This window comes from Candidatus Tisiphia endosymbiont of Piscicola geometra (assembly GCF_964026415.1).
GTDB lineage: Bacteria > Pseudomonadota > Alphaproteobacteria > Rickettsiales > Rickettsiaceae > Tisiphia.
In genome coordinates this window covers 1,464,524-1,489,025 of sequence record NZ_OZ032144.1, presented here as the reverse complement: position 1 = coordinate 1,489,025, position 24,502 = coordinate 1,464,524, and the positions used below count along the sequence as shown (strand labels likewise).

Here is a 24,502-nt window from a genome sequence, read left to right as displayed (position 1 = left end):
GTTTGAAGCGGCTGCCCACCTGATTGTTAAAATGCACTTGCGTCAGCCGCTTCAAGAGTGCATTTTTCCTTATAACAAAGCAAGTATCGATATAAGAATTAATAATTCTTATATCGAACTGAGGTTGAGGTTACTATAGTCAACTGATGAGAAGTAGGTAGCATCGTCTTCGCTCGCCTATTACAATAGGCGTCGCTCCATTTAATAATTTCACTTCTTCAATTATATCATCAACATTCCACCATTAACATGGATAGTTTGACCGGTGATGTAGGAAGCTTTGTCGCTTGCTAGGAAAGCTACTACGTTTGCAACATCTTCGGCTTCTCCGAAAGTTCTAAGAGGAATTTTTTGCATTATAGCCTCTTTTTGAGCTTCGTTTAATTTATCGGTCATGTTTGATTTAATAAAACCAGGAGAAACTGCATTAATTGTGATACCCCTACTTGCTACCTCAATTGCTAGAGACTTTGTCATACCGATCAAACCAGCTTTGGAAGCACAATAATTTGCCTGTCCTGGATTGCCGGAAACTGCAACCACAGATGATATGTTAATTATTCTACCATAACGAGTTTTCATCATTTTCTTTATCGCTTCACGATTTAGAATAAAGCTAGCTTTTAAGTTTATATCTATAACTTGATCAAACATTTCATTGGACATTTTTATTGCCAGCATATCTTTAGTGATTCCGGCATTACAAACTAAAATGTCGATTTGCTCAAGACTAGACACCAAGTTAGTACATTCATCAATATTTGCTAGATTACATGGTACTATCGTATAATTATCTTTTAAGTTATTTGCAAGTTCTTGTAGTTTCTCTTGGTTACTACCACTAATTATCACATGACTACCAAGAGAGTGGAATAGCTTAGCAATGCTACCACCAATTGTCCCAGATGCTCCAGTAATTAGAGATTTTTTAGCAGTTAAATCTATCATTTCTATTCTTCCTCTTCTATAGTTATCGTTTTGCTATCAAAAGTAACACTAGTATTATGAGAAGATTTTTGACGAATTAGTTGTTCTATTTCAGAGCAGATAGCAGGGTGTTCTCTTAGGTAATGTTTAACATTTTCTCTACCTTGACCTATACGAGTGTCATTATATGAAAACCAAGACCCCGATTTTTCTATTATTTCAAATTTAACACCAAGATCAATTATCTCGCTTTCTCTAGAAATACCACTACCATACGTTATATCAAATTCTGCCGTTTTAAACGGTGGAGAGACTTTGTTTTTAACAACTTTAATCTTAGTTTGGCTTCCTACTATATCTTCTTTATCCTTGATTGTTGAAACTCTTCTAATATCTAGCCTTACTGAGGCATAAAATTTTAAAGCATTACCACCTGTGGTAGTTTCTGGACTACCAAACATGACACCTATTTTCATTCTAATTTGGTTAATAAAAATAATTATACAATTAGTTCTTGAAATTGATGCAGTGAGTTTTCTAAGTGCTTGGCTCATTAATCTAGCTTGTAACCCCATATGAGAGTCACCCATTTCCCCTTCAATCTCTGCTTTAGGCACAAGAGCAGCGACACTATCTATAACAACCATATCAATAGCTCCAGAACGTACTAGAGTATCAGTTATTTCAAGTGCCTGCTCTCCAGTATCTGGTTGAGAAATAATAAGCTCGTCAATATTTATGCCAAGTTTTCTGGCATATGCTGGGTCTAAAGCATGTTCTGCATCAATAAAAGCACAAGTACCACCTTTCTTCTGTGCTTCAGCAATCATATGTAGAGTTAAAGTGGTCTTTCCCGAACTTTCCGGTCCAAAAATTTCAATAATTCTTCCCTTGGGTAACCCACCTATACCGAGTGCCAAGTCAAGCCCTAGCGATCCTGTTGGTATTGCCTCAACATCTACAGCAGGACGTTGACCGAGTTTCATGACAGAACCTTTGCCGTAACTTTTTTCAATTTGGCTAACTGCAGCAAGCAATGCTCTTTCTTTGTCTATAACGTTCATTTCTAGAATCAGCTTAATAAAATCAAATTAAATTTATAAAGTAACATACGAGGAAAATCCAGTAAAATAATTACAAATATTAATATCATAGTGATTTAAAAATTACAACTAAAAATTAAAAATCTATTCTTTAACCTAAAGATGATCTGTCAACAGCAACCTTAATGTTTAATTGTTCTTGCTCCACAAATCCATGTTATATTGTTTGCAATATTCAAACATATCAACTGTATTAGGGTGATGTATGCCAAATTCTTTAACTTGCGGTTTACCAAAGAATTTATAATTATATAAATCACTTACTTGATCAATATTTTTACTTCTATCTCTATATAAATAATGGTATATAATAAATGCTTTTTTATAAGATTCTATAGCCTGCTTTAGCTTATTTTGGGTAAATAGAATATCCCCTTGTACTATATAACTAGATGCCAAGCTGAAATTATTAGAATAATTTGTTTGCTTCGAATTGCTATTTTCACTTGCTAAAAATATGGAAATAGCTTTTTTAATATATTCATAAGCTTGATCTACTTTATTTAAACCTAATATACTTCTCGCCATTTCTGTATAAATATTTGCAAATATTTCATTATCTTCATTCTTTATGGGCTTATGTATATAATATAACTGTTGAGCTTGAGCATAAGCTTCTTGATATCTACCAAGGGAATTCAATATCTTTGCTCTAGGTATGTAAACCCCAGTAAAGTATGGGTCATTAATATGCGATCCATTTTTTATAAACAGCTCAATAATTTTATCTACATATTCTAAAGCCTCATGATATTTTCCTTGCATATTAAATAATGTACTTTTTAAAGAATATATTATAGATACATCAGCTTCTTGTATTATTCTTTGTTTTACTAATTTTTCTATCTTTTTAAGAAATTCTTCAGCAAGTTTTATCTCTCCTAAAAACATATAAGATCCAGATATATGAGATATACAATTAAATTTGAGAGAATAAATAGATTCATCATCATCAAGTTTACCTAAAATCTTTAATGATTTAGTAAAATAAGAAATCGCTGTTTCAAAATTTCTTAATATTATTTTATTATACACTCCTATTGCTCCCAAATATCTAGCGTAATAAAATTTTTGATATTCAGACATTTGCCACAATTTAAATTTTTTGTTTTTATCTTTCCAATTAAACCAATTAACCATTTGTTGTGCTTTATTATTATAAACGTTTATATATAGAGACAATAATTCACTTCTTAAGGTAAGCATTGCATATATGTTAACATTATATTTCTCAGAATTTATAAGAATAATTTCTAGGTTTTCTAATACAGTTTGAGCACTCCTCCACAAATATCCTGAGTGAGTTCCTTTCGGCTTAGGTATCTTAGCAATAATATTTTCTAAATATATTTTATTATTATCACCATTTAGTTCCATTATTTTATTACTAACTATATCATGCATTTCAAAAATAGGGTTATCTTCGCTAGAACTAATATTACTGATTAGCATAAATTTAGATAATTGATATATATCATCATCTAAAGTATCTTTATGATCAGTAATAGTGCTAAGAAGCTGCTTCGAAAAGCTTTGGTTATTTAGCAAAGCTATTTTATTAAGTAACTTTACTGCACTAGGATTTAATTGTTGAATAGCCATGCTAATATTTGTTGCTATTTTATCAGTCGATTGATAAATTCTCTTTTTATATTCCTCTTTATCCAAACCTTTAACTCTGTTAAGTAATTGAGCTCCTTGCACTATCAACATTGGATAACCACTAAAAGATTGCGTTAAAAATTCGATACTATTATTATCCTTATTGTTCAATAAGTTATTAGCTAAAGCTATAATAGTAGGCTTATCAAATATGGGCATTGCTATAATATTAGGTAACTTTTCATTATCTTGCGAACAAAACACCACATTACCATTATGTTCCCATTCAACTAAATCTTGTACTTTTTTATTTTCATTAACTTTTAAATTATCAAACAATAATAACCATTTATTAGTAGAAGTTAAATATGACATTACTTCTTTTTTTGCTAAAGCAACTTCTTCAGATATATTAGTTTGTTTAACCTTATTAAGTTGTTTGGCTAATTTAACAAATTGTTCATCAAAATCAAGGTTACAATCAAAAAACCAAATTAGATCATAATTATTTTTTTTCTCATAACTATACATCCTAATCAGTTGAGTTTTACCTATACCACTAGTACCAACTATACTTGCTTGTCTATATTTACTTAAATATTCATCAAGGATTTTAAGTTGTTGCTCATGATTGACAAAATAACTAACTGGGGTGATTAAATTAGATACTTGTTCTTGAGCAAAAGTTCTAGTATTAATGATTAATAATATGATTGATAGTAGAAAATTTTTCATATAATGAAACTGTTAAAAAATAAATTATGCCCTAACGGTACGTATAAAACATATTATACGCATAACTATAAAGTATAAGCAAAAATAACTCAACTTAAGTGTGAATATTAATAATAATCATCATTAAAAATATGAATAGAGAATTTTTATGAGAAAAACTTTAATAATTCTAATTTTGCAATTTATCGTAATAGAAGCATTTGCAAGTATTGAAAGAATAAAACTACATTCTTTTGATAATTTAGTTGATCAAATTAAAAATGACCCAATAAAAGGTAAAGATACGCTAATTGTATTTGATATTGATGGAGTTATTCTTTGTCCTAAGGACAGCTATTTAAGCCATAATAATCGTGAAGTACGTCATAAATTTCTTGATGACATTGAAAAATCACAAGGTATAGCTCAGAGAAAAAATATATATGCACTTATAGCTGCTCAGATGGAATATAAGCTAATTGAACCAAGCTTAATGAAACACTTTTGGTTTCTAAAGTTCAATGGTTACGACGTTATTGCCTTAACATCAATGGGACCAAATAATCCATATTTTGATCAGGAACAAGATCGTGTTGATATGCTTAAAGATAAAGGATTATTGTTTGATAAAAGATATCACGGTCAAATAAAAATTGATAAACAAAAAAGACCCCAGCCAAAAGCCATTGAGGGAGTTATTTTTGCAAGAGGATATGAAAAGGGATTAGTTCTCAAGGCATACCTTGATCAACAACATACTGCCTATAGCAAGATAGTGGTGATAGACGATAAACCTCAAAATTTAGATTCTATTGAAAAACACCTAGAAAATCAGATTGGTAAAATAGTGCTAGTAGAATATAGCTATGATAAATTTGTAGAACAAAAATTTACAAACAATATTTCTACTTTGCAGCAAAATTTTCTTAAAACTCAATCTATTTGGTTAAGTGATAAACAAGCCTCAGTTTTATTACAAATGAGGAATAAAGCCAAAGTTGAATAATGTAAAGAAAAATTAGGTTAAATGTGAATTATAAAATTAGCCTTTGTGAACATTTCTAAGTAGGAGCAAAAAATCGGAAGATGTGATAGTGTAATTTTCGGACAAAAAATCACTATCAGAGAACATAGATATTGTACAAAATGCCTTGAGTAAGAGAGAGGTGGTTAACTAGAATTGAAATTTGATCCCTTTTAATCAGAATTTCGGATGGACCTCATCTTCAGTCGAGCTTGTGCCTCATCGTCACTCAGCCATATATGATCTTGGGATAATACTTGAAACTGTTTATCTGCTATATCCTGATTTAATACCTCATTTTTATCTTTGAGTTCAGTATAATGAATACCTAGATAATTAATTTGAGGATATTTATCTTTAAGTACATTTTGCACTGAAATTAGATTTTTCAAGTGGTCATCGACAAAAATGATATTTTTGTAATTTTTATTTAATTGCTCCAAGAAACCTAAAAGCACTTTCCCTTTATCTATTTTGTTCGTGAATATAACACGAGAGATACATTTAGGAAAGTCCTCCTTTAATAAATCACCATTATCTTTAAAATGATATCCAAGAGACTTTAAGCTTGATAAATGAAGTTGTGCTTCATTCTGAACGATACCATAGTTCCCACTGCTGTTGGCCGTAAACCCAACAATAGTCATTTTTTGAGCATCAAGTTCGTTAACAAAATTTGGCATGTCTAGAGAAAGCAATTCAACCTTAATAGAAGACAAAATCTGACTAGTTAAATACTCAGCCATCGGTACTTTACGCCCATTAAGTGCAATCTCTTTTCCTTGGAAATCTTTAAAGATGGCTTTGAGGTGTTTTGAGCGATAATTGTCTTTTTCGCCCGCATATCTCAACACGCTATCCCGTGGTACAAACAGCACATAATCGAGGTCAAATAAAATAAGAGTGTTTTCGCCATCAAATTGAGAAGCATATGTTTTAATCTCGTTAACCGAAGATGCTTGTACAATTTGAGCATTTGCTTCAAAAGCGAAAAAACCCATGAACACCATGAATACAATCTTAATATACTCAAATGATTTGGAGAATTGGAGCGTAAAACAAGGGGTGAGAGGACTAGGCGTAGTAAACCGTTGCTCGTATGCGAATTCTCCGCAAGTATTTGCAAAAGCCAATTCTTTAAAGCAGAAGAGTATACCCAATTTAATCTGGTTCAAGTAATTTTTCATCATTATACAACCTATCTTGATGATATCTATTTTTAGTCGCCATTTGGATGAATGGTATCCCAATACACTTCTACTTTTTGCTATAACAACTTAGTTAACGGTAGCGCCACTTAGTTAACGGTAGCACCTATGAGTTTTAAACATCTAGATTAATTACATTCAAGGCATTTGCTTGAATAAATTGTCTTCTAGGTTCAACAACATCTCCCATTAATGTTGAAAAAATTACTTCGGCACTATCTTGTTCATGTACTTTAACTTGTAGTAAAGTCCTTCTTTTAGGATCTAATGTTGTCTCTCCTAACTGCTCAGAATTCATTTCTCCAAGACCTTTAAAACGTTGAATAGCTATACCTTTCTTGCCGCTTTCTAATATATAATTTAGCAACATACTAGGCAGTGTAATAATATATTCTTGGTTTTTAATTAGTAACTTTGTTGGCTCAATAAATAAATCTACAAGAGGAGTAAATGATTTAGCAAGTTGAGTAAATTCAAAAGATTCAAGTTGTTCTGTTGATAAAACTTTACTTTCTTTTTGCCCACGAACAAAACGGAAAAATTCTATTTTATTTGTACTCACTACAAATTGCCAATCTGTTTTATCAGGTGATATATCTCCAAGATTTAAAATATTCAAAGCCTGATTTATTTCATTTGTTTTATCTTGATCAAATATTCGATTACCTAATAAACCTTTGATAGCTAAACATTCTGCAATTTGCCGGTTAAACTTTTTGCTAACTTGATCAAGTAATGCAACAAACCGGATAGTCTTTTTGATCGTATCCTCAAGATCATGACCACTGATCTCTCGTCCATTATACAACATAATTGTTGCATCACTAATAGTAGATTTGACTAAATAATCTTGCAGAGCTTGTTCATTTTTTAAGTAAAGCTCGTTATTACCTTTTTTTACTTTATATAAAGGCGGCTGAGCTATATATAGATATCCTTTATCAATTAATTGACGCATATGCCGGTAAAAGAAAGTAAGTAATAAGGTTCTGATGTGCGAACCATCAACATCAGCATCAGTCATAATAATTATTTTATGATATCTTAACTTATCCAAAGAAAAGTCTTCATTACCAATAGCAGTGCCAAGAGCTGTTATTAGAGTCCCTACTTGCTCAGAATTTAACATTTTATCAAATCTAGCTCTTTCAACGTTTAAGATTTTACCTCGCAGTGGCAAAATTGCTTGAAATTTCCTATCTCTACCCTGCTTTGCTGTACCACCGGCAGAGTCTCCTTCCACAATAAATAACTCTGAAAGAGCAGGGTCTTTCTCTTGACAATCGGCAAGTTTCCCAGGTAAGTTAGAAATTTCAAGAGCCGATTTCCGACGAGTTAATTCCCTTGCTCTTTTTGCTGCTTCTCTAGCAGTTGCAGCTTCAATAATTTTATTAATAATTATTTTTGCGTCACTAGGATGTTCTTCAAACCATTCTAAAATCTTAGTATATACGGCACCTTCTACGATAGGTCGAACCTCAGAACTAACTAATTTATCTTTAGTTTGTGAAGAAAACTTAGGGTCTGGTACTTTTACTGATAAAATACATGAGAGACCTTCTCTCGTATCATCACCAGTGAAATTTACTTTATTTTTTTTGTTAAGCTGAGTATTCTCGGTATAAGTGGTAATAACTCTAGTAAGAGCAGCTTTAAAGGCAATAAGGTGCGTACCGCCATCACGTTGTCTTATATTATTAGTAAAACACAAAATATTCTCATGATATGAATCATTCCAATTCATTGCCAATTCAAAAGTAATCCCTGTTGCCTGATTATTAGTATTAAGTGATATACATTTATGTAATGAAGTTTTAGCTTTATCTATATATTTGACATAAGCTTCTACACCACCAGTAAAACAAAACTCTACTTCTTGTTGTTCAGCAAAACGATGATCCTTTAATAATATCCTTACACCAGAATTCAAAAAGGCTAGTTCTCTAAGCCTATGCTCTACAGTAGCAAGATTAAATTCAATTGAGCTAAAAGTGGTAATAGATGGAAGGAAAGTAATCTCAGTGCCTTTTTTTTCTACGGACTCTCCTTTTAGTACAAGTGGCGTTTCAGCCGCCCCATCTCTAAATTTTATAAAATATTCCTTATTATCCCGCCAAATTCTAAGTTCTAACCATTCTGACAGAGCATTTACCACAGATACACCAACACCATGCAATCCACCAGATATTTTATAAGAATTTTGATCAAACTTACCACCAGCATGTAATTGGGTCATAATAACTTCAGCTGCTGATATACCTTCTTCTTCGTGAATATCAACAGGTATCCCACGTCCATTATCACGTACTGTTACAGATCCGTTAGCATTTAGGATTACTTTAATTAGGTCACAGTGACCAGCTAAAGCTTCATCTATGGCGTTATCAACGACTTCGTAAATCATATGATGTAATCCTGAACCATCGTCAGTATCACCAATATACATACCAGGCCTTTTCTTAACTGCCTCAAGACCTTTTAAAACTTTGATGGAGTCAGCTCCATATTCTACTTCTGCTATTGATTGCTGTTGATTAGTTGACATATTTATACATAAAATGAAAGATAAAGAATAACTATACACCAAAATTACAGCAAGTGTATAGTTTTCAAGTAGTTTACTAAAATTATAGTCCATTTAGGAGAAGTGGTTAGTAGGAGCGACGAGTGACGACGTCACCAAATTCTTATCAATTGACTATATATACTAAATATTACCTTTTTCGTACTACACCTTGGGTTTTACTACTATTATTTTCAAGGACTACTTTCATAGCATTTCCTATTTGTAGTAATTCAGGCAACGATTTTAACGGGGTGCTTAACGATGTAAGGTTTTTTAAAAAATAAGCTGGCAGAATATTTTTTGTCTTATCCTTAACTAAATTTATAAAAGATTTGGTGATTTTTTCCCTGTCAGGTATTAATTTGACTGTTTCTTGTATTTTTGATTCAATAATCAATATATTTTTGGCTGCTTTTTGGCAATATCCTAACTTCTCAAGAATGCTTTTATTGGGATCTAATGCAGCAATGAGGTTTTCTTTTATGTGAGATAATTCGGTTTCAATTAATTTTTTTAGATCTTTTCCTTGATTAGGTATATTTCCAAGGATTTTAGCCATACCTTTACGTAGAAGGTCAACACCTCCCATTATACCATCTTTAGTATGAGGGATTTCTTCAGATAAGTCAATAAGTTTTTTAAAAGATTTTTTTTCTTTTGGATCTTGTACAACCAATTTATTAACTTTCTTCAAAGAGTCAATATCTAACCCTAATTCTGCTACAGCTACAGGTGATACTCCTGCTATTTCTGCGATTTCAACAATCTGCGTAGCTTTGGAATATTTTTCTTTAAGGTTTGTACTTTTTTCTATTTCGGCTTGTTTTTCTCTAACTATTTCTAGTTTTTCTTGCCAATTCTCTACTGTCTTCGTTAAATTTTCAGTACTGAGAAAAGATTTTACTGATTCTAATAAGCCACTTCCCTTGAGTATTAAACCAACTACAGGCATTTGTACAGCTATTATACCAACTAATAAATTACCTAAATAATCAACTATATCTTTTGACGCTCCAGGATACAAGTTATCTAGTCTATTTTGAAATTCCAAAATACTTTCAAGAACTTTTATTATTAGCTCAATAAAAGCATCTTCAAAGAATAATATCTCTTCCTTTACCTGTTGCTGTTCATCAATGTACTTTTCTAATTCATCTAAGGAATTACCTACTGTTTCTCTGAATGATTCAGATATTTCTCGCTCCCTTTGTTGATCTTCTGAATCTAGAAATATGTTATATATATAGTCAACTCTTTTTTTAATAGCTCTTAAGTTCCTAGGAAACGTTTTGAGTGTTTTCATAGAATCAAACTTTAACTGTTCTATAGCACTAGCAATAGAAGCATTTGATAAGATAGTGGGTAAAGCGACTTTTGAAAGGAAAGAGTATATATTAGACATAATAGATAATTGAATTATATTAAAATTTTTAAATTATTACTCAAATAATACAAATAAAAACTACACTTTAAAACTGTTATATTGCTCTGACAGTTAGTTTTTGATATGTTATAGCTACTTACGCGAATTTGGGATAAGAATTAGTTAATTCTTATCCCAAATTGTGGCTACTTGATTTGATCTGATTAAATATTTTGTGGTTAGCTATACGTGCTAGCTTTATCACAACAAATCAAGTTTTAGATCAAGAATACCTTTAACTTCTTGCATAAGCTAGCAAAATTTTTTAACATAAACATATTTTTAGAAAACCAATTATGCATAAATTCATATACTTCGCCGCTATCATTTTATTAAACTATTCAGTTTATGCTATTAACTTGTCTGATGCTCTAACTAGTGCGTATAATAATAATGGTGAGTTACAAATCAATAGGCAGACTTTTTTAAATGAAATTGAACAGTTCTCTGCAGCTTTTTCAGGTTTTATGCCCAGTGCGTCTTATAATATTGATTCTGCTATTAATACGAATAAACCAAATAGTCAATATGCTCCTTCTAATAAAAAAGAGCTGAAATCACAACAGGGAGCTTTAGTAATAGAGCAGCCTCTATTCAGTGGTGGGAGTAGTGTTGCAAATTTGAAAGCCGCCCAATCAGCTTTTAGGGCATCACGTGCTAAATATTATGCAGAAGAACAAAAAATTCTTCTTAACCTAATAAAAACTTATCTCGATTGTTATGAAACAAAAGAAAAATATGAGATTTCTGAAACTAGTGTAAAAGCTAACAAACAGCAATTAGAAACCATTGAAGAAAAACTAGAATTAGGTGAGGCAACATCAATAGATTTAGCTAGTGCCAAGGCTGGTCTTGCAAAAGCTGAAACTGAGAAGTTAACCGCATATGCTAATTATCAAGCAACAAAAGCAAGCTTCATTCGAATGTTCGGTATAGAAGCAAATGATATTGATATGCCTCCTATACCTGATAATTTACCTACTTCATTAGAGGATTTAATGCAAAGAGCGATAAATGTTAATCCTAACATAGATAGTACAAGACATAGTGTTAAAAGTTATAAAGCTAGTGAACTGGCAGCAAAAGCTGAACTTTTACCTAAGGTAAGCTTTAAAGTTCAATCTGGTAAAACCCATTACACTCCAGAAAGTCCATATAATACCAACAATAGAAGTACTACATCTACATTATCAATTAATATACCTATTTATTCTAACGGGGGTAGCGAATATTCAAGAATTAGGAAAGCTAAAAATAGTACTAGGAGTGCAGCTATTCAACTTGATGATACAATAAAACAAATTCGAGCAAGTGCTATTGGTAGTTGGGAAGGATTTGAAGCAGCAAAGTCTAAAATTATTGCCACATCACAAGGTGTAGAAGCCGCTCAAATAGCTTATAATGGCACAATACAGGAAGAAATTGTTGGTTCTAAAACAATCTTAGACGTTTTAACTGCTGAAGAAAAATTACATAGTGCTAGGGTGTCAAAAGTTGATGCACACAGAGACTCTATTTTAGCAGCTTACCAAATGAAATCTTTAATTGGGGAATTGACAGCAAAAAGCTTAAATTTGAAAGTTAAATATTTTACTCCTGAAGATGAGTTTAAAGGACTTAAAAAGAAACTTATTATAGGTTTTTAATGAGTAAAGATCATAGAAAAAACCAAGACATGTCAGTTGAAGAGATATTGAAATCAATTAAAGGAGTGATTGATAGTCGTACTACAATCAATGCAGGAGGATTGGATAATAGGAGCGATGGAGCGACACCGCCTACATATAAAGATGACTCTACTGACTTCTCCTCAATTAACTATAGTAATAGCCAATCTAACGATGATGAAATACTAGAATTGACAAATATAGTAGAGGATGAAGAAAATAAGTTAGAAAATAATAGGCATAGTAAACTAGAAGAGGAACTATTGCAGACATCCTTGGTATCCGATAAATCTGCAGCAGAAGCTACTAAGATTTTTCAGCATTTCTCTAAAACAGCTCAGGAGATTAGTGCAAATGCTTCGAACCCTACGGTCAAAACATTAGAGGATATAATTATTGAAATGTTACGACCACAATTGAGTCAATGGTTAAATACAAACTTGCCTTTATTAGTAAAACAATTGGTAGAAAAAGAAATTCAAAAATTAATACCAAATGATAAAAAATGACTTAGTGGAGGATATCATTTGTGTTAGTCTTATTTTAACAACCTCAGTTTTAGATTAAAATTAAAAATTTTAATCCAAAATTGAGGTTAACAGGGTAATTTAAAAGTCTAGCTATAAGCTTTGATAAATAAGTTGTATATACTCCGGTAGAACTTCAAGGATTGGCGTTGTCGTGTCTAAAGATCGAAGCTGCTCCGTTACTCATGTACGCTACGCTGCTCGACTTTGCTACTGCCTAGCTCTTCTTGAAGTTATACTATCGTCTACCAACTCTTCATTTACGAGCAGTATACTGCTATGATTTTAAGAGTTGGGTAAATTTAACGTGAGAATAATTATAAATGTACTTTAACATGGAAAGTAAGAAGATTATCTTAGGTAACAAATTTTTTATAGTCCTAATAACTATCTTTTTGTTTATGGATAAGGCTGATGCTGCTCCACCACCTCTTCCCCCAGCATTGCCACAATTAGAAAGTGATAAAGTACATCAACAGAAAGAAGAGGCAGATTCTTTGCTGGAAAAAATACAGCAATTTATGCATTCTAAGAAAATTGATAATGAAGTATCAGGATCAAGCAAACCAGCATCCACACCGCAAGATACTAATAATGAAGAAGGTGAGACAGATTCTTTTATTGACTTAGGAAATAATAAATTACCAACCTTAGAAAATACAAAAGAATTGGATCAATTATATAAACATCCGTACCAAAAAATTGATTTAGATCCACCTAGTAAGAATGACAGTAATACCAACAAAGATTCTCCTACTCTTCCAGCAACTGAGGTTAAAGATGCTGTACCTATTAAGCCACTTGATTCATCTGCCCAGTCTGAACCTCAAATAGATATTCCGAGTAGTAATAAGTCTGAGCCACAAGCTATTACTCCTATCGTACCTTCTGTAACTATACCTGATAAAGAGAAAGATCCAGTAATATTACAACAGCCAAGTAATGCAGATAATAAAGAAGTTGTTGCTCCTAATCTAGATATATTGCCTTCTTCGCAAGAAAAAAAACCTACTGAACCACAAGTAACTGCTCCTATCGTACCGATAGTATCACCTAAGGAAAATACTGAATCTAAAATGACTAAGCCTCAAACTCCTATACCAGTATTTGTAAAAAAGGATAAGCAACTAGATGACTCTAATAAAACTGTCCTAGAGAAAGATAGTAATGTAACCAAAGAAGTGCAAGAAGTAAATAAGCATCAACCTAATCAATCTACAATTACAAGAGATAAAGCTAGCACCATCAAAGAAACATCTCCTAAAATAACTGAATTTGTACAAGATGAAGCACAAATGTTACTTTTACCAAATGATGATGTCGTATTGGGAGAGCTTACAGAAGAGGCAAGATTAGAGCAAATGGATATGTATTCATTTATTCAAATGTTTAAGAAAATTTATGATAGTGACAATAGAAAACAGCAAAGAAAGATGATAGATAATTTTATTGATAATTATGATAGTGATTTCCATACTACTATAGTAAGTGATGCAACGGATAGAGCATTTGAGGCAGTTAGAAAAAATAATTTATTTGTTCTTAGGGTTCTTTTGGATAATTATCCAATCATCCAAAGAAGGGGGAATGATAATTATACTCTTTTACATGAAGCTGCAGAAACTAATAATTACTATATAGCAAAATTGTTAATTATGCGTGGTATAAACATTAAGGCTACTAATTATCATTGTAGAACGGCATTGGACATCTCTGATGAACAAAATAATAATGTGGGCTGTTTGATAATGAAAGCAACAGCAAATTAGTTTGGAAATGCTCTAATATCACTTGTTATAATTCAGGTAAATAATGGATTCAAAAAAAAATTAGTTTATTTTTGCTAATCTAGCACTATGCCTTCCACCTTCAAATTTAGTCGTTAAAAATTTATCGATCATTTTACAAGCTAGTTCCTCATTAGGTATTTTAGCTCCTAACACTATTATATTAGCATCATTATGAGCCCTTGATCTTTCTGCCATAAATAAGTCAAAACATAAAGCTGCCCTTATTTCAGACGTACGATTTGCGGCAATTGACATACCTATGCCAGTTCCACAAATTAAAATTCCCAAAGGAGCTACATTTTCTAAAATCCCATCAACAACTTTTTTAGAGTAATCTGGATAATCCACTATTTCTTGATTGTAAGTACCACAATCAAGAATAGATATATTTTTATCGTGTAAATAACTGATAATTTTGCTCTTGAGTAGAAATCCAGAGTGATCACTGGCTATTATAAGATCGTAAGTTTTCATAATTACTTAATTCTGATAAAAAAATACTAGACTTGATTCTATATTAAAGTTAGTTTATTGCATAATAAAATTGTAAATTTTTTGTAAGTTATGAAGAGTAATATAGTTTTTGTCTATTTTATAGTCTTTTTGATTTCTGGATGTAGCACACAACCTCCAGCCCCTATTGAGTATAATCATGGAAAGGATTTTACCAAAAAGTCTACAACCATCAATTCACCAACTACAGCATATTCCGAGAATAAGAACATATTAGAAAGCGATGAAGATGAAATAATAAGTAGAGAAATTGATGAGAAAGAAAAAGATTTTGATGCTCCAACTGGTTTCTTAAAAGATCGTAATGCCATAGAAACTGAAAATCGAGACGATGTAATAATAGTCCCAAAAGTAAAGCTAGATGATAATAAGATAATCTACCGTGAGGTGCAACCAGGGGAAACGTTAGAATCGATAGCCAATGAGTATGGTCAAACGGCGGAACAATTAGCTGAGCTAAATAACATGTCTGAACCATATCATCTTAACAAATCTCAAATTATCATGATAAAAGTTAGTACTGAGCTATTAAATAAAAAAAACCAAGAAATATCCATAAGAAAAAGTGCTATAAGAGAAGCAGAAAATGCTGTACCAATTAATACCCCCAAATTTATCAAACCAATCGATGGTAAAATTACTATCAAATTTGGTGAGCAAACATCTAAGGGAAAAAGCAAAGGAATTAATATTGCTGCAGACGAAGGAACTGCTGTAGAATCTATTGCAACAGGTCAAGTAGTGTTTGCAGGTAATGATACAAAGTTTGGTAATTTATTAATAATAAAGTTAGATAATAGCGACCTTTATGTTGCTTATGCTCATTTGCAAGACCTACTTATTCAAAAAGGAGCAACAATTTCACAAGGCAAGATAATAGGACATGTAGGGAGTACTGGAGATGCTAAATATCCTCAGCTACATTTTGCTATTCGCGAGGGAAAGATAGCTGTTGATCCGCTGAAATATGTAAATTATTAAAGTTAGGTACAACTTTAAACTTCAATAGCATCAAGTTTTACTCTATATTTTCATGCTTTCTTATTTTTATCATCTAACGCAAATTAGGGATAAGAATTTGTCAATTCTTATCCCTAATTGGGGTATTTGGCAAAAATCCTCTATATTGTGCATCCCAAAGAGTTTTATATAGCCCTCCTTTAGCGATTAATATAGCATGAGTACCGTCTTCCACAATTTTGCCACGCTTGAATACTAAAATACGATCCATATGCAGCAATGTTGATAAACGGTGAGCAACGACTATAGTTGTAGCATTACTGGTCTCCAAAACTTCATCGATAGATTTTTGAATTAGAGCCTCGGTTGGTGAATCAAGTGCCGATGTTGCTTCATCTAAAATAAGGATTGGTGCATTTTTTAAAATAGCCCTAGCGATTGCAATTCGTTGCCGTTGTCCGCCACTTACTTTTACCCCTCGTTCACCAACTATTGAATGGTAACTATTGGGCATTCGTAGAATATCATCATGTATTCTAGCTTTTTTACATGCTTCTTCAATCTCTGGTAAAGTAGCATCATATTTAGCTAGCTGTAAATTTTCTAGAATAGAACGATGAAACATCGTAATATCTTGCGGGATTACTGAAATATTGCTTCTTAGCGACTCTTCCGTTACCTGTGAGATATCATATCCATCAACTAAAATAGCTCCGCTTTGCAAATTGAAATATCGGAGTAAACATTTGATCAAGGTAGTTTTTCCAGCCCCTGATGTACCAACTATTCCGATCCTTTCTCCAGCTTTGATATGCAATGTAAGATTGTCAAATATATTATCTCCACCACTACCATAGTTGAAGGTGACATCTTGATATTTAATATCCCCTTTGATAGGAGGAAGCAGCTTAGCATTTTCTGCATCAGTAACATCTGAGATAGTATTAATAAAGTTATATGAAGATTTGATGGCAGCAATTTTGGGGTTGATGGAAAATATTATATTGTCTAATAACTGATCAATCGCCCATTCAATGTTAAAAGTAACCGCTATAGTAACTGCAAATTCACCAGCGGTGATTTGTTCGGTTTGGTATAAATATGCCAGTACCCATATTTGGGCTGCTGCTAGTATAGTAAGTAATATGGAATCGGTCAGATCTACATAATAAGCATCATACACCCGAGTTTTTCGATCCCAACCTTTCCACTTATCAATTGCAGGTAGGAGCTTTAATTTCATCTCTGTCCAAACATTGCCAATAATTTTAATACCAAAAATGTTGGCAATAGAGTCGTTGATAATGCCTACTGCTTCTTGTCGTGCCTTAACATATTCTTCTTGCAGCTGCCCTTGTTTCTTTAATAAAACTGACATTATTGGTACATATACAACAAGAAAAGCAATTACAACCCCTGCTATTTTATAATTCATCATGAACAAAAATATTATGCCACTTACCATAGTTGTAAGCTGTACCAAAGAACGATTGAGAACAGTAATTATGGTTATAATACCATCTTGAAAATCAGTGATTTTACTGGCAATTTCTCCTGATAAATGGGAATCAAACCAATGTAAAGAATGTTTCATAGTCTTGCTGTAAGTGCTTTTGACGATTTCTGCAAGCATCGCTGGCTTGTATTTAATATCAAAGAGCCTAACGATAAAAAACGTACCGTGATTCATCATTTTATATAATGCAAACAACCAAAGAAGTAGAGTAACATCTATTTTTGGATCTTTGGCAATAGTATCAATAATTTCTTTAATTTGATAGTTAACGAATAAAGTAAATAGTGAAGCACCAATGGACATAAGCGTAAGGCTAGCTAGGTATATGCGGTATTTGTAAGCCAAGCAGTATAAATACGATTTTAGTTGGTAGTTTGAGCCCATAAAAATATTTCTTCTAGATTATGCAAAAATGCACTTTATTATAGCAGGTTACAATATCTCCACTAAGTACTATCTTTAATATTTTTTTTAATTAGTGGAAAAGTTATAACCTGCTATAATGAATTCTTTACATAATTAAAAGAGAATTGTAGTGCAAAAATTTCTAAAATATTCAGTAGCGTTACTCATTTTAATAATTGTTATACTGCTAATAACGCCTCTATTTATTTCCTTAGAATCATATAAAAGACTAGCTTCTGATAAAGTCAAAGAAATAACTGGTCGGGAGTTACAAATTAATGGAGATATCACCATCTCTTTGCTGCCCACTCCAACTATTACCATTAAGGATGTAACTCTTACTTCTCTACCTAATGCCCATTACCCTTCTTTACTGGAAGTTAAGGAAGTATCTGCTTCTCTTTCTATATTATCCTTACTTAAAGGAAAGATAGACATTTCAACGATTGAAATTAACAAACCAGTAATTAATTTAGAACGGATGCGTAATGGTGCGGCTTCTTGGGAATTTGCCAAAATACCAGGCAATGTTAGTAAAACTTCAACGGGTGAAATGAATGATAACAAGGCGCCGTTTTCTTTATATATCAACTTAATTAAAATCGTTGACGCTAAGTTAAATTATGTTGATTTTGCTGATAAGACTAAGGGTAATAATGCTATCCCAACAACAATAGATATTGATAGATTAGAAATCAAAGAGCTGCACGGTCCATCTGATTTAGCTTGTCAGTTTTATTCTTCCGGTAAGAATTATGATGTCAAAGGTAATATACAAGACAAGCAAGGTGTCATAGCTTTAACCGTAGATTTAAATGCCCTACAAGAAAAGGTTAATTTCTCAGGTGACTTTGCTTACGACAATATGACTTTTGCTGGACAGTTAAAATTGGAAGGAGCTGCTAAGAATCTGCAAAGTATTTTTCCTGATATACCTATCCTACATGATTTAGATCATAAACTAACTTTTAATATTAATAGTGATAAGAAATTATTAAAAATTAGTGACATTGATTTTACTGCAGGTAAGATATTAGCTAAGGGTAACGCTAATTTCCATTTTGCAGATAATAAGGTAGATTTAAGAGTTAAATTATTAGATAAGACATTTTCTCTAGCAACAAGCTTTGCCTATTTAGATCAAAATTTATCTCTAAATGACATTAATTTTACTGCAGATAAAGCTAATTTAACGGGCAATGTTGGGGTTAAGGATTGGGATAAAGAGCTAGTGGTTTCTTATAATGTAAAAATTAGTGAGATACCCACCATTGCCAGTTTATTTGGCAAGACTCTACCGACTAGTCTTGGAGATATGTGGCTAAAGGGTGAGACTATTAAACAACAAGAATTTTTTAAAACTAATATAAATAAATTTACTCTTGAGTTTAACAAGAAGCCTATAAACTTCAGTGGAGCAGTAACTATCAATTTAGCGTCTGCTAAACCAAAAATTTTATCAGATATAATGATAGCTTCCCTAAATTTAGATGATTTCACTGATGTGCCATCTAATAGCTTATCTACTAGTTCTGGGCAAAGTGTAAATAATTCTGTGCCTTGGTCTAAAGACATTATAGATTTATCATTTTTAAATAAGCTTGATGGAGACTTAACTTTAACTATACAAAAGATCATTAAAGGAAGCCTGATCTTTGATAATGTCAAAACTACTATGTTACTTGCAGGTGGTGTGCTGGATATTAAATCTTTAAATGGTAATTTATTTGGGGGAAGTTTAACCGCTACTGGACAAATTTCTTCACAAGTTAATCAACCTGTTAGTTTTAAAGCTAGTCTTAAAGATGCTAAGCTAAAAAATATAGTTTCACAGGGCAATAAAATTAAAGTTACGCAAGGGACGGTTAATCTAATAACAGATATCAAAACAAAAGGTCAAAGCCAATCTCAATATGTAGGTAACTTATTCGGTAAAGCAACATTAACAGCATCTGACGGTATAGTTAGTGGATTTGATCTGCAAAAACTATTAGATAGCCTTAGAAATATTAAAAATCTGGCAACTATTTTAAAAATGCTAGATGCTTCTTTGGCAAGTGGTGAAACAAAGTTCCAAAAACTAGTAGTAGATAGTGAAATAACAGAAGGTATAATTAACATAACAAACGGTAAGTTAGATGCTGCCTCGTCAGAGATAATAGTTACTGGAAATGTTAACCTGCCTAAATATACACTTGATATAGATAGTGTTATTAATGTAAATATAAATTCGATACCATCATTGAAAGTTCGCCTGTATGGCAATCTAAATAATCCACAGCATAAACTTGATACTAACGCATTAAAGGAATATCTTACGAAAAATTTAGTAAATAGTGTGGTTGATGGCGTTAAGAAAGGTACAAAGCCTGAAGATATATTAAAAAATATTATTGGAGGAAGAAAAAATAAGCCATCTGAAGGAGAAGGAGTGCAAAACGATCAACATGCAGAACCTTCTGCTAATAAAAATCCTGTCGACAAAGTAAAATCTACCATTGAGAAAGGGTTGAAAGGGTTATTTAAATAGTCATCCTGAACCGTCATATATGGACGCCAATAAAAACACAAGTAAAAAACAAAAAATGTAGCTATGGGTTAGTATACTCAAATAATTTTCTAAAAAAATATCTTTTGTTATTAGTGGCACTAAATTTTATGCTATATTATCCATGTGATTAATATTAAAGAGTTTTTTTATGGGAAGAGTTATAATAACAGAAGAAGAATTAGATTTTTGCAAATCAAATAAAGTTTTTCTAAATCAGGCTTTTATAGCCTCTGTTAGAGCTCAGGACGTTGCGACACTTGAATTATTATTTAAGTCAACTAACTTAAAGTCTTGTCTTGATATAAAACAAGAAGACTTATTTAGTGAGTTAATTGCATTAGTCATAGATGATAAAAATGCAGGTATATTAAAATTAATAGTTGATGAATTGAAATTGCAAGTTGAGTTAAAACAACAAAAAATTCCAGAAACTCAAGAGACTTTACTTGATATAGCTGCTTGGTATGGAGCCAAAGACATTGTTACTTTTCTCCTTACAGTAGGACTTGATCCTAATAATAAAGACAATAACGGACAAACTCCATTACATAAGGCAGTAATGGCTAATAGTGAATATATTATTTCTCTACTCATTAGTGGGGGGGCAGCAGTAAATATTCAAGATAGGACGGATGGCAATACTCCACTTCACTTAGCAGCTTTATTAAAGCTACCCAGAGTGGTAGCGCAATTAAAATTCCATGAAGCACAGGAACATATAAAGAATAAAAAAGGATGCAATTATTCTACTCTTCATAAATTAGTGGCAACAGGAAAGGTAAAACTTGATATAAAAGCACCACCATCACCTGAGATAGACAAAGATTTAGGATTTCATAAAGGAATAACAAATTTTTATAAAGCTGTTTTATCAGAGGAAAATAAAGAAAACTATTTTGTAAGTGCTATCAATGATATAAAAAGCTTCATTGACCCGTTACCACACCCTTCTGAAAAAATAGAATATATCAATAGGAGCTTAGAATTTTTAGTTAAATTATATCAGTACTATAAATATGAAGATAGTGCTGAATTGCAAAAATATATCATAGATAAAGCTGTAGCCCATGAGTTACCTACTATCTCAATAGTATTATACAATGTAATGTGTGTAGAGCATTTAAGAGCAGCAGATTACCATAATGCTATTAAATATGCTGAATATGCCCATAATTCTTTGCTTAATAGTTCCGAAAAATTACAAACTGAGACCTATAAGGGATCGTTATATGAAATCTTATTTAATCTAGGGTTAGCGTGGAAACATCTTGATACAACAAAGTCTTTAGACTATTTTGCCCAAGCAGAAAGAATAAAGCAAGGTGATCAGGAAGCGATAATAGAGCAATTAAAACATTATCTTATTCTTGCTGATGTTGACAATGCTTCAGAGCAAATAAAGAAAATTAAAGATGGTGATCTTAGAGATTTATATGAAATAATGCTTAATATTGTTAAATTTACTCCAGATGCCCTCAGTGTAGCATCATTAACAAATCATGCACAGAAGGTAACAAATTCAACACTTAAAGATTTATCTAATATAATGCGTGAATTTGCATCTAAACCAGATGCTTCCCTTTCGCAATTATTAAGTACGTTCTTCCAAAAGAATACACTTAAAGGTCTTGAATCTTATCTAGAGATTTATAAAGAAATATTGATAAAACTCTTTTTACAAAAGAAGGAATTTAATAAAGCCATTGAGTGTTGCGATGAAATCAATATTTGTATGGAGGAACATAATGTACCAACTCGGCTATTTAAAATATTGGAAATTTGTAAAAAAGCTGGGCTTTGGGATAAAGGGTTAAAATTTATTGAAGAGAAGTACCAACAATATCCTGAAATTTTACAACATCATGGTTTCCTTCCTCTTAAATATCTAGAATTTATATTTTATAAACAAAATAACTTGGAAGAAAAATCTGAAGCCTGCTTAAATTTTTTAAAAACTAATGCTAATTTAGGTGACAAGTCAGCTCTATTACTATCTTATGCTAATGAGTTTGCTTTTTACATAAATGTAGAAAAAGGAAATTTTGACAAAGCATTAGAGTATTTATATTCAGTTTCATTAAATAACAAAATAAACAAGTCAATATATTTATTAAACAAACTTAAACAATATCTTGAAAATGATCTTATAAATCTAGCCCCGCTCACTGAACTAGAAGAGGAAAAAGAAAAAAGTAACATTGTTTCAATCGATTTGATAGAAGATCATGCAAAGTTAGATGATTTTGATCAAAAGGCAATTCATGCTTTCTTTCAGAAAGAGAAACAAGATTTAGTTGCAAGATCAGTAGACACTACTATTAAAAAACAACCATCTATTATTTGGTGTATTGGTGAAGATACTTATGCTTCTAATCAACAGGATGTTTATCCTATAGAAGATAAACCAAATTTTTATGCGACGATCGATCGAAAGCTAGCGGGTAAATTGGATCATCAACTACTCAAGAAATTTGAGGATGCCCTAGCAAGAGGGTTAATTAGTCAAGAGTGTAAGGGTAAAGGGATAAAAATTATACCTAAAAAATTGATGGAAGTTAAAATTCCTGGAGACGATTATCGATTATATACAGGTGAGGTAAATGAAAATCCTCAAGGCGAATACTTAATTGTTTTTGACCATCTCGGTAATCATAAGGAGACAAAGAAGGCGGCAAGAGAAAGCAAATTAAAAATTATTTACGTAGATGGTAAAACATCTTATTTAGCTTCTCTTCCTAAAGAGTCTGAGTGTAGTACTAGTACACAAGAGTTAGATTTAGACTTGATTTTAGCAATGAGTTTACAAGAACATGAGGAGATGAAAGTATTAGGCGTTAATGATGATTGATACTAGCATTTAAGTTACGGCAACCTAGGTTAGTTCTTTTAAGTTATTCTATAAAAATTTGTTCCTATTTTCTTGGATTTAGGTCATAATCCGTCGTTGTCATTTCCTCAAGAAATCAAGAAGTAAAAATATATAATAAATGAATATTGATAAAAATATACCAAATTATCTGACGATAGCTCGTATTGTGGTTATTCCAATTATTGTAATAACCTTTTATCTAGATGACTCCAAACTCGCTCATAGAATTGCAGCGTTATTATTTATTATAGCTAGTATTACTGATTTTTTTGACGGTTATCTTGCTAGAAAATTTGATTTAGTATCAGGGTTTGGTAAAATGTTTGATCCAATAGCTGATAAATTATTAGTAGGTTGTGTAATTATAATGTTGGTAAAAAAAGGAGCAGCGGGAGAGATACCGTGCTTATTAATTTTAGCTCGTGAATTTTTAGTGGCTGGACTACGTGAATTTCTAGCTTTAATTCAAGTAAGTATTCCTGTGTCTAGATTAGCTAAGATTAAAACATTTACCCAAATGTTTGCTTTGTCAGCGTTAATTCTTGGTTCTAAAGGTTCAGGTATAATTTATATGGATTTAATAGGCCAAATAGCTTTATGGATTGCTGCACTTTTAACTGTAGTAACCGGATATTCATATTTGAAGGCCTGTAGTAAATATTTTTGAGCAAATTAGTCCCTAAGCCAAAATATCACTATTGATTTAAATTGTACCATCTAAGAGCAATTATTTATTATAATAAAAAATAAAATTATTGATATAATAGTAACTTAGTGTAGCATAAAAAGTATGATATATAATTAAATAATAGGTATTAATCCTAAATGTTTTAGATATACTCGATGAAAATCAAGAATTGGCGTCGTCATTATCCAATAGACTTGCTGCATAAATCAAAGAAGCTTTCGGGATTCTTAGGAGAAACGAAGCCGGCTACCTTCGCGTACACAGACGTACGTGAGGAGCGGAGGCGAGTTTCGACGACAAAATCACCAACTAGATTGACTTATGCAGTAAGTCTAATATCTGCGGTGCTCACGTACTATATGTACGCCTAGCACCTCGACTTGGTAATTCCTGCTACTATCATGATTTTGATTCTATCGTCTATCAATTCTTCATTTACGAGCAGTATA

Annotated in this window: 16 protein-coding genes; 8 read left to right on the top strand and 8 right to left on the bottom strand. The window is 31.9% G+C overall.

Annotated elements, in window-relative coordinates:
- Positions 1-222: 222 nt before the first annotated feature.
- From fabG to AAGD26_RS07085, 3 genes are all read right to left on the bottom strand, one after another.
- Positions 223-948: a 3-oxoacyl-ACP reductase FabG gene (gene fabG / locus AAGD26_RS07095; RefSeq protein WP_341747245.1), complete on the bottom strand. Its 726-nt coding sequence runs from the start codon at positions 946-948 to the stop codon at positions 223-225.
- Between the two features lie 2 nt (positions 949-950).
- Positions 951-1,991, bottom strand: coding sequence for a recombinase RecA (gene recA, locus AAGD26_RS07090; RefSeq protein WP_341751667.1), 1,041 nt, complete (start codon positions 1,989-1,991; stop codon positions 951-953).
- A gap of 168 nt (positions 1,992-2,159) precedes the next feature.
- Positions 2,160-4,367 carry a tetratricopeptide repeat protein gene (locus tag AAGD26_RS07085; RefSeq protein WP_341751666.1) on the bottom strand — a complete coding sequence of 736 codons (2,208 nt, stop codon included), beginning with the start codon at positions 4,365-4,367 and terminating at the stop codon, positions 2,160-2,162.
- Positions 4,368-4,515: 148 nt separating this feature from the next.
- On the opposite strand from AAGD26_RS07085, the gene AAGD26_RS07080 reads away from it, so the two are divergent.
- Entirely contained in the window at positions 4,516-5,352 is an 837-nt protein-coding gene (locus AAGD26_RS07080) for a DUF2608 domain-containing protein (RefSeq protein WP_341751665.1), read from the top strand.
- 191 nt (positions 5,353-5,543) lie between these two features.
- Here AAGD26_RS07080 and AAGD26_RS07075 read toward each other — a convergent pair whose 3' ends face one another.
- The 3 genes from AAGD26_RS07075 to AAGD26_RS07065 all read right to left on the bottom strand — a co-directional run bounded on the left by AAGD26_RS07075 (position 5,544) and on the right by AAGD26_RS07065 (position 10,546).
- Entirely contained in the window at positions 5,544-6,560 is a 1,017-nt protein-coding gene (locus tag AAGD26_RS07075; RefSeq protein WP_341751664.1) for a DUF2608 domain-containing protein, read from the bottom strand.
- A 133-nt stretch (positions 6,561-6,693) separates the two neighbouring features.
- The gene (gene gyrB, locus AAGD26_RS07070; RefSeq protein WP_341751663.1) at positions 6,694-9,123 is read right to left on the bottom strand and encodes a DNA topoisomerase (ATP-hydrolyzing) subunit B; all 2,430 of its coding nucleotides are present in this window, start codon (positions 9,121-9,123) and stop codon (positions 6,694-6,696) included.
- A 169-nt stretch (positions 9,124-9,292) separates the two neighbouring features.
- On the bottom strand, positions 9,293-10,546 hold the full coding sequence (locus AAGD26_RS07065) for a hypothetical protein (protein ID WP_341751662.1): 1,254 nt from the start codon (positions 10,544-10,546) through the stop codon (positions 9,293-9,295).
- A 317-nt stretch (positions 10,547-10,863) separates the two neighbouring features.
- On the opposite strand from AAGD26_RS07065, the gene AAGD26_RS07060 reads away from it, so the two are divergent.
- From AAGD26_RS07060 to AAGD26_RS07050, 3 genes are all read left to right on the top strand, one after another.
- Positions 10,864-12,213 (top strand): TolC family protein, encoded by a 1,350-nt coding sequence (locus AAGD26_RS07060; protein ID WP_341751661.1) that lies wholly within the window; start codon positions 10,864-10,866, stop codon positions 12,211-12,213.
- The gene (locus AAGD26_RS07055) at positions 12,213-12,743 is read left to right on the top strand and encodes a DUF2497 domain-containing protein (RefSeq protein WP_341751660.1); all 531 of its coding nucleotides are present in this window, start codon (positions 12,213-12,215) and stop codon (positions 12,741-12,743) included. The genes AAGD26_RS07060 and AAGD26_RS07055 overlap by 1 nt, the downstream gene beginning before the upstream one ends.
- A 353-nt stretch (positions 12,744-13,096) precedes the next feature.
- Positions 13,097-14,530 carry an ankyrin repeat domain-containing protein gene (locus AAGD26_RS07050; protein ID WP_341751659.1) on the top strand — a complete coding sequence of 478 codons (1,434 nt, stop codon included), beginning with the start codon at positions 13,097-13,099 and terminating at the stop codon, positions 14,528-14,530.
- A gap of 60 nt (positions 14,531-14,590) precedes the next feature.
- Here the strand turns inward: AAGD26_RS07050 and rpiB are convergent, their stop codons facing one another.
- Positions 14,591-15,025, bottom strand: a complete 435-nt coding sequence (rpiB, locus tag AAGD26_RS07045; protein WP_341747329.1) for a ribose 5-phosphate isomerase B — start codon at positions 15,023-15,025, stop codon at positions 14,591-14,593.
- 90 nt (positions 15,026-15,115) lie between these two features.
- Here rpiB and AAGD26_RS07040 point away from each other — a divergent pair, with 90 nt between their 5' ends.
- A complete protein-coding gene (locus AAGD26_RS07040; RefSeq protein ID WP_341751658.1) occupies positions 15,116-16,045 on the top strand; it encodes a LysM peptidoglycan-binding domain-containing M23 family metallopeptidase in 930 nt (309 codons plus the stop codon).
- A gap of 100 nt (positions 16,046-16,145) precedes the next feature.
- On the opposite strand, the gene AAGD26_RS07035 is transcribed toward AAGD26_RS07040, so the two are convergent.
- On the bottom strand, positions 16,146-17,843 hold the full coding sequence (locus tag AAGD26_RS07035; RefSeq protein WP_341751657.1) for an ABC transporter ATP-binding protein: 1,698 nt from the start codon (positions 17,841-17,843) through the stop codon (positions 16,146-16,148).
- A 232-nt stretch (positions 17,844-18,075) separates the two neighbouring features.
- Here AAGD26_RS07035 and AAGD26_RS07030 point away from each other — a divergent pair, with 232 nt between their 5' ends.
- The 3 genes from AAGD26_RS07030 (at position 18,076) to pgsA (ending at position 24,032) form a co-directional block, all read left to right on the top strand.
- Positions 18,076-20,475 carry an AsmA family protein gene (locus AAGD26_RS07030; protein WP_341751656.1) on the top strand — a complete coding sequence of 800 codons (2,400 nt, stop codon included), beginning with the start codon at positions 18,076-18,078 and terminating at the stop codon, positions 20,473-20,475.
- Positions 20,476-20,644: 169 nt separating this feature from the next.
- Entirely contained in the window at positions 20,645-23,344 is a 2,700-nt protein-coding gene (locus AAGD26_RS07025) for an ankyrin repeat domain-containing protein (RefSeq protein ID WP_341751655.1), read from the top strand.
- Positions 23,345-23,483: 139 nt separating this feature from the next.
- Entirely contained in the window at positions 23,484-24,032 is a 549-nt protein-coding gene (gene pgsA / locus AAGD26_RS07020; protein ID WP_341751654.1) for a CDP-diacylglycerol--glycerol-3-phosphate 3-phosphatidyltransferase, read from the top strand.
- Positions 24,033-24,502: the final 470 nt, after the last annotated feature.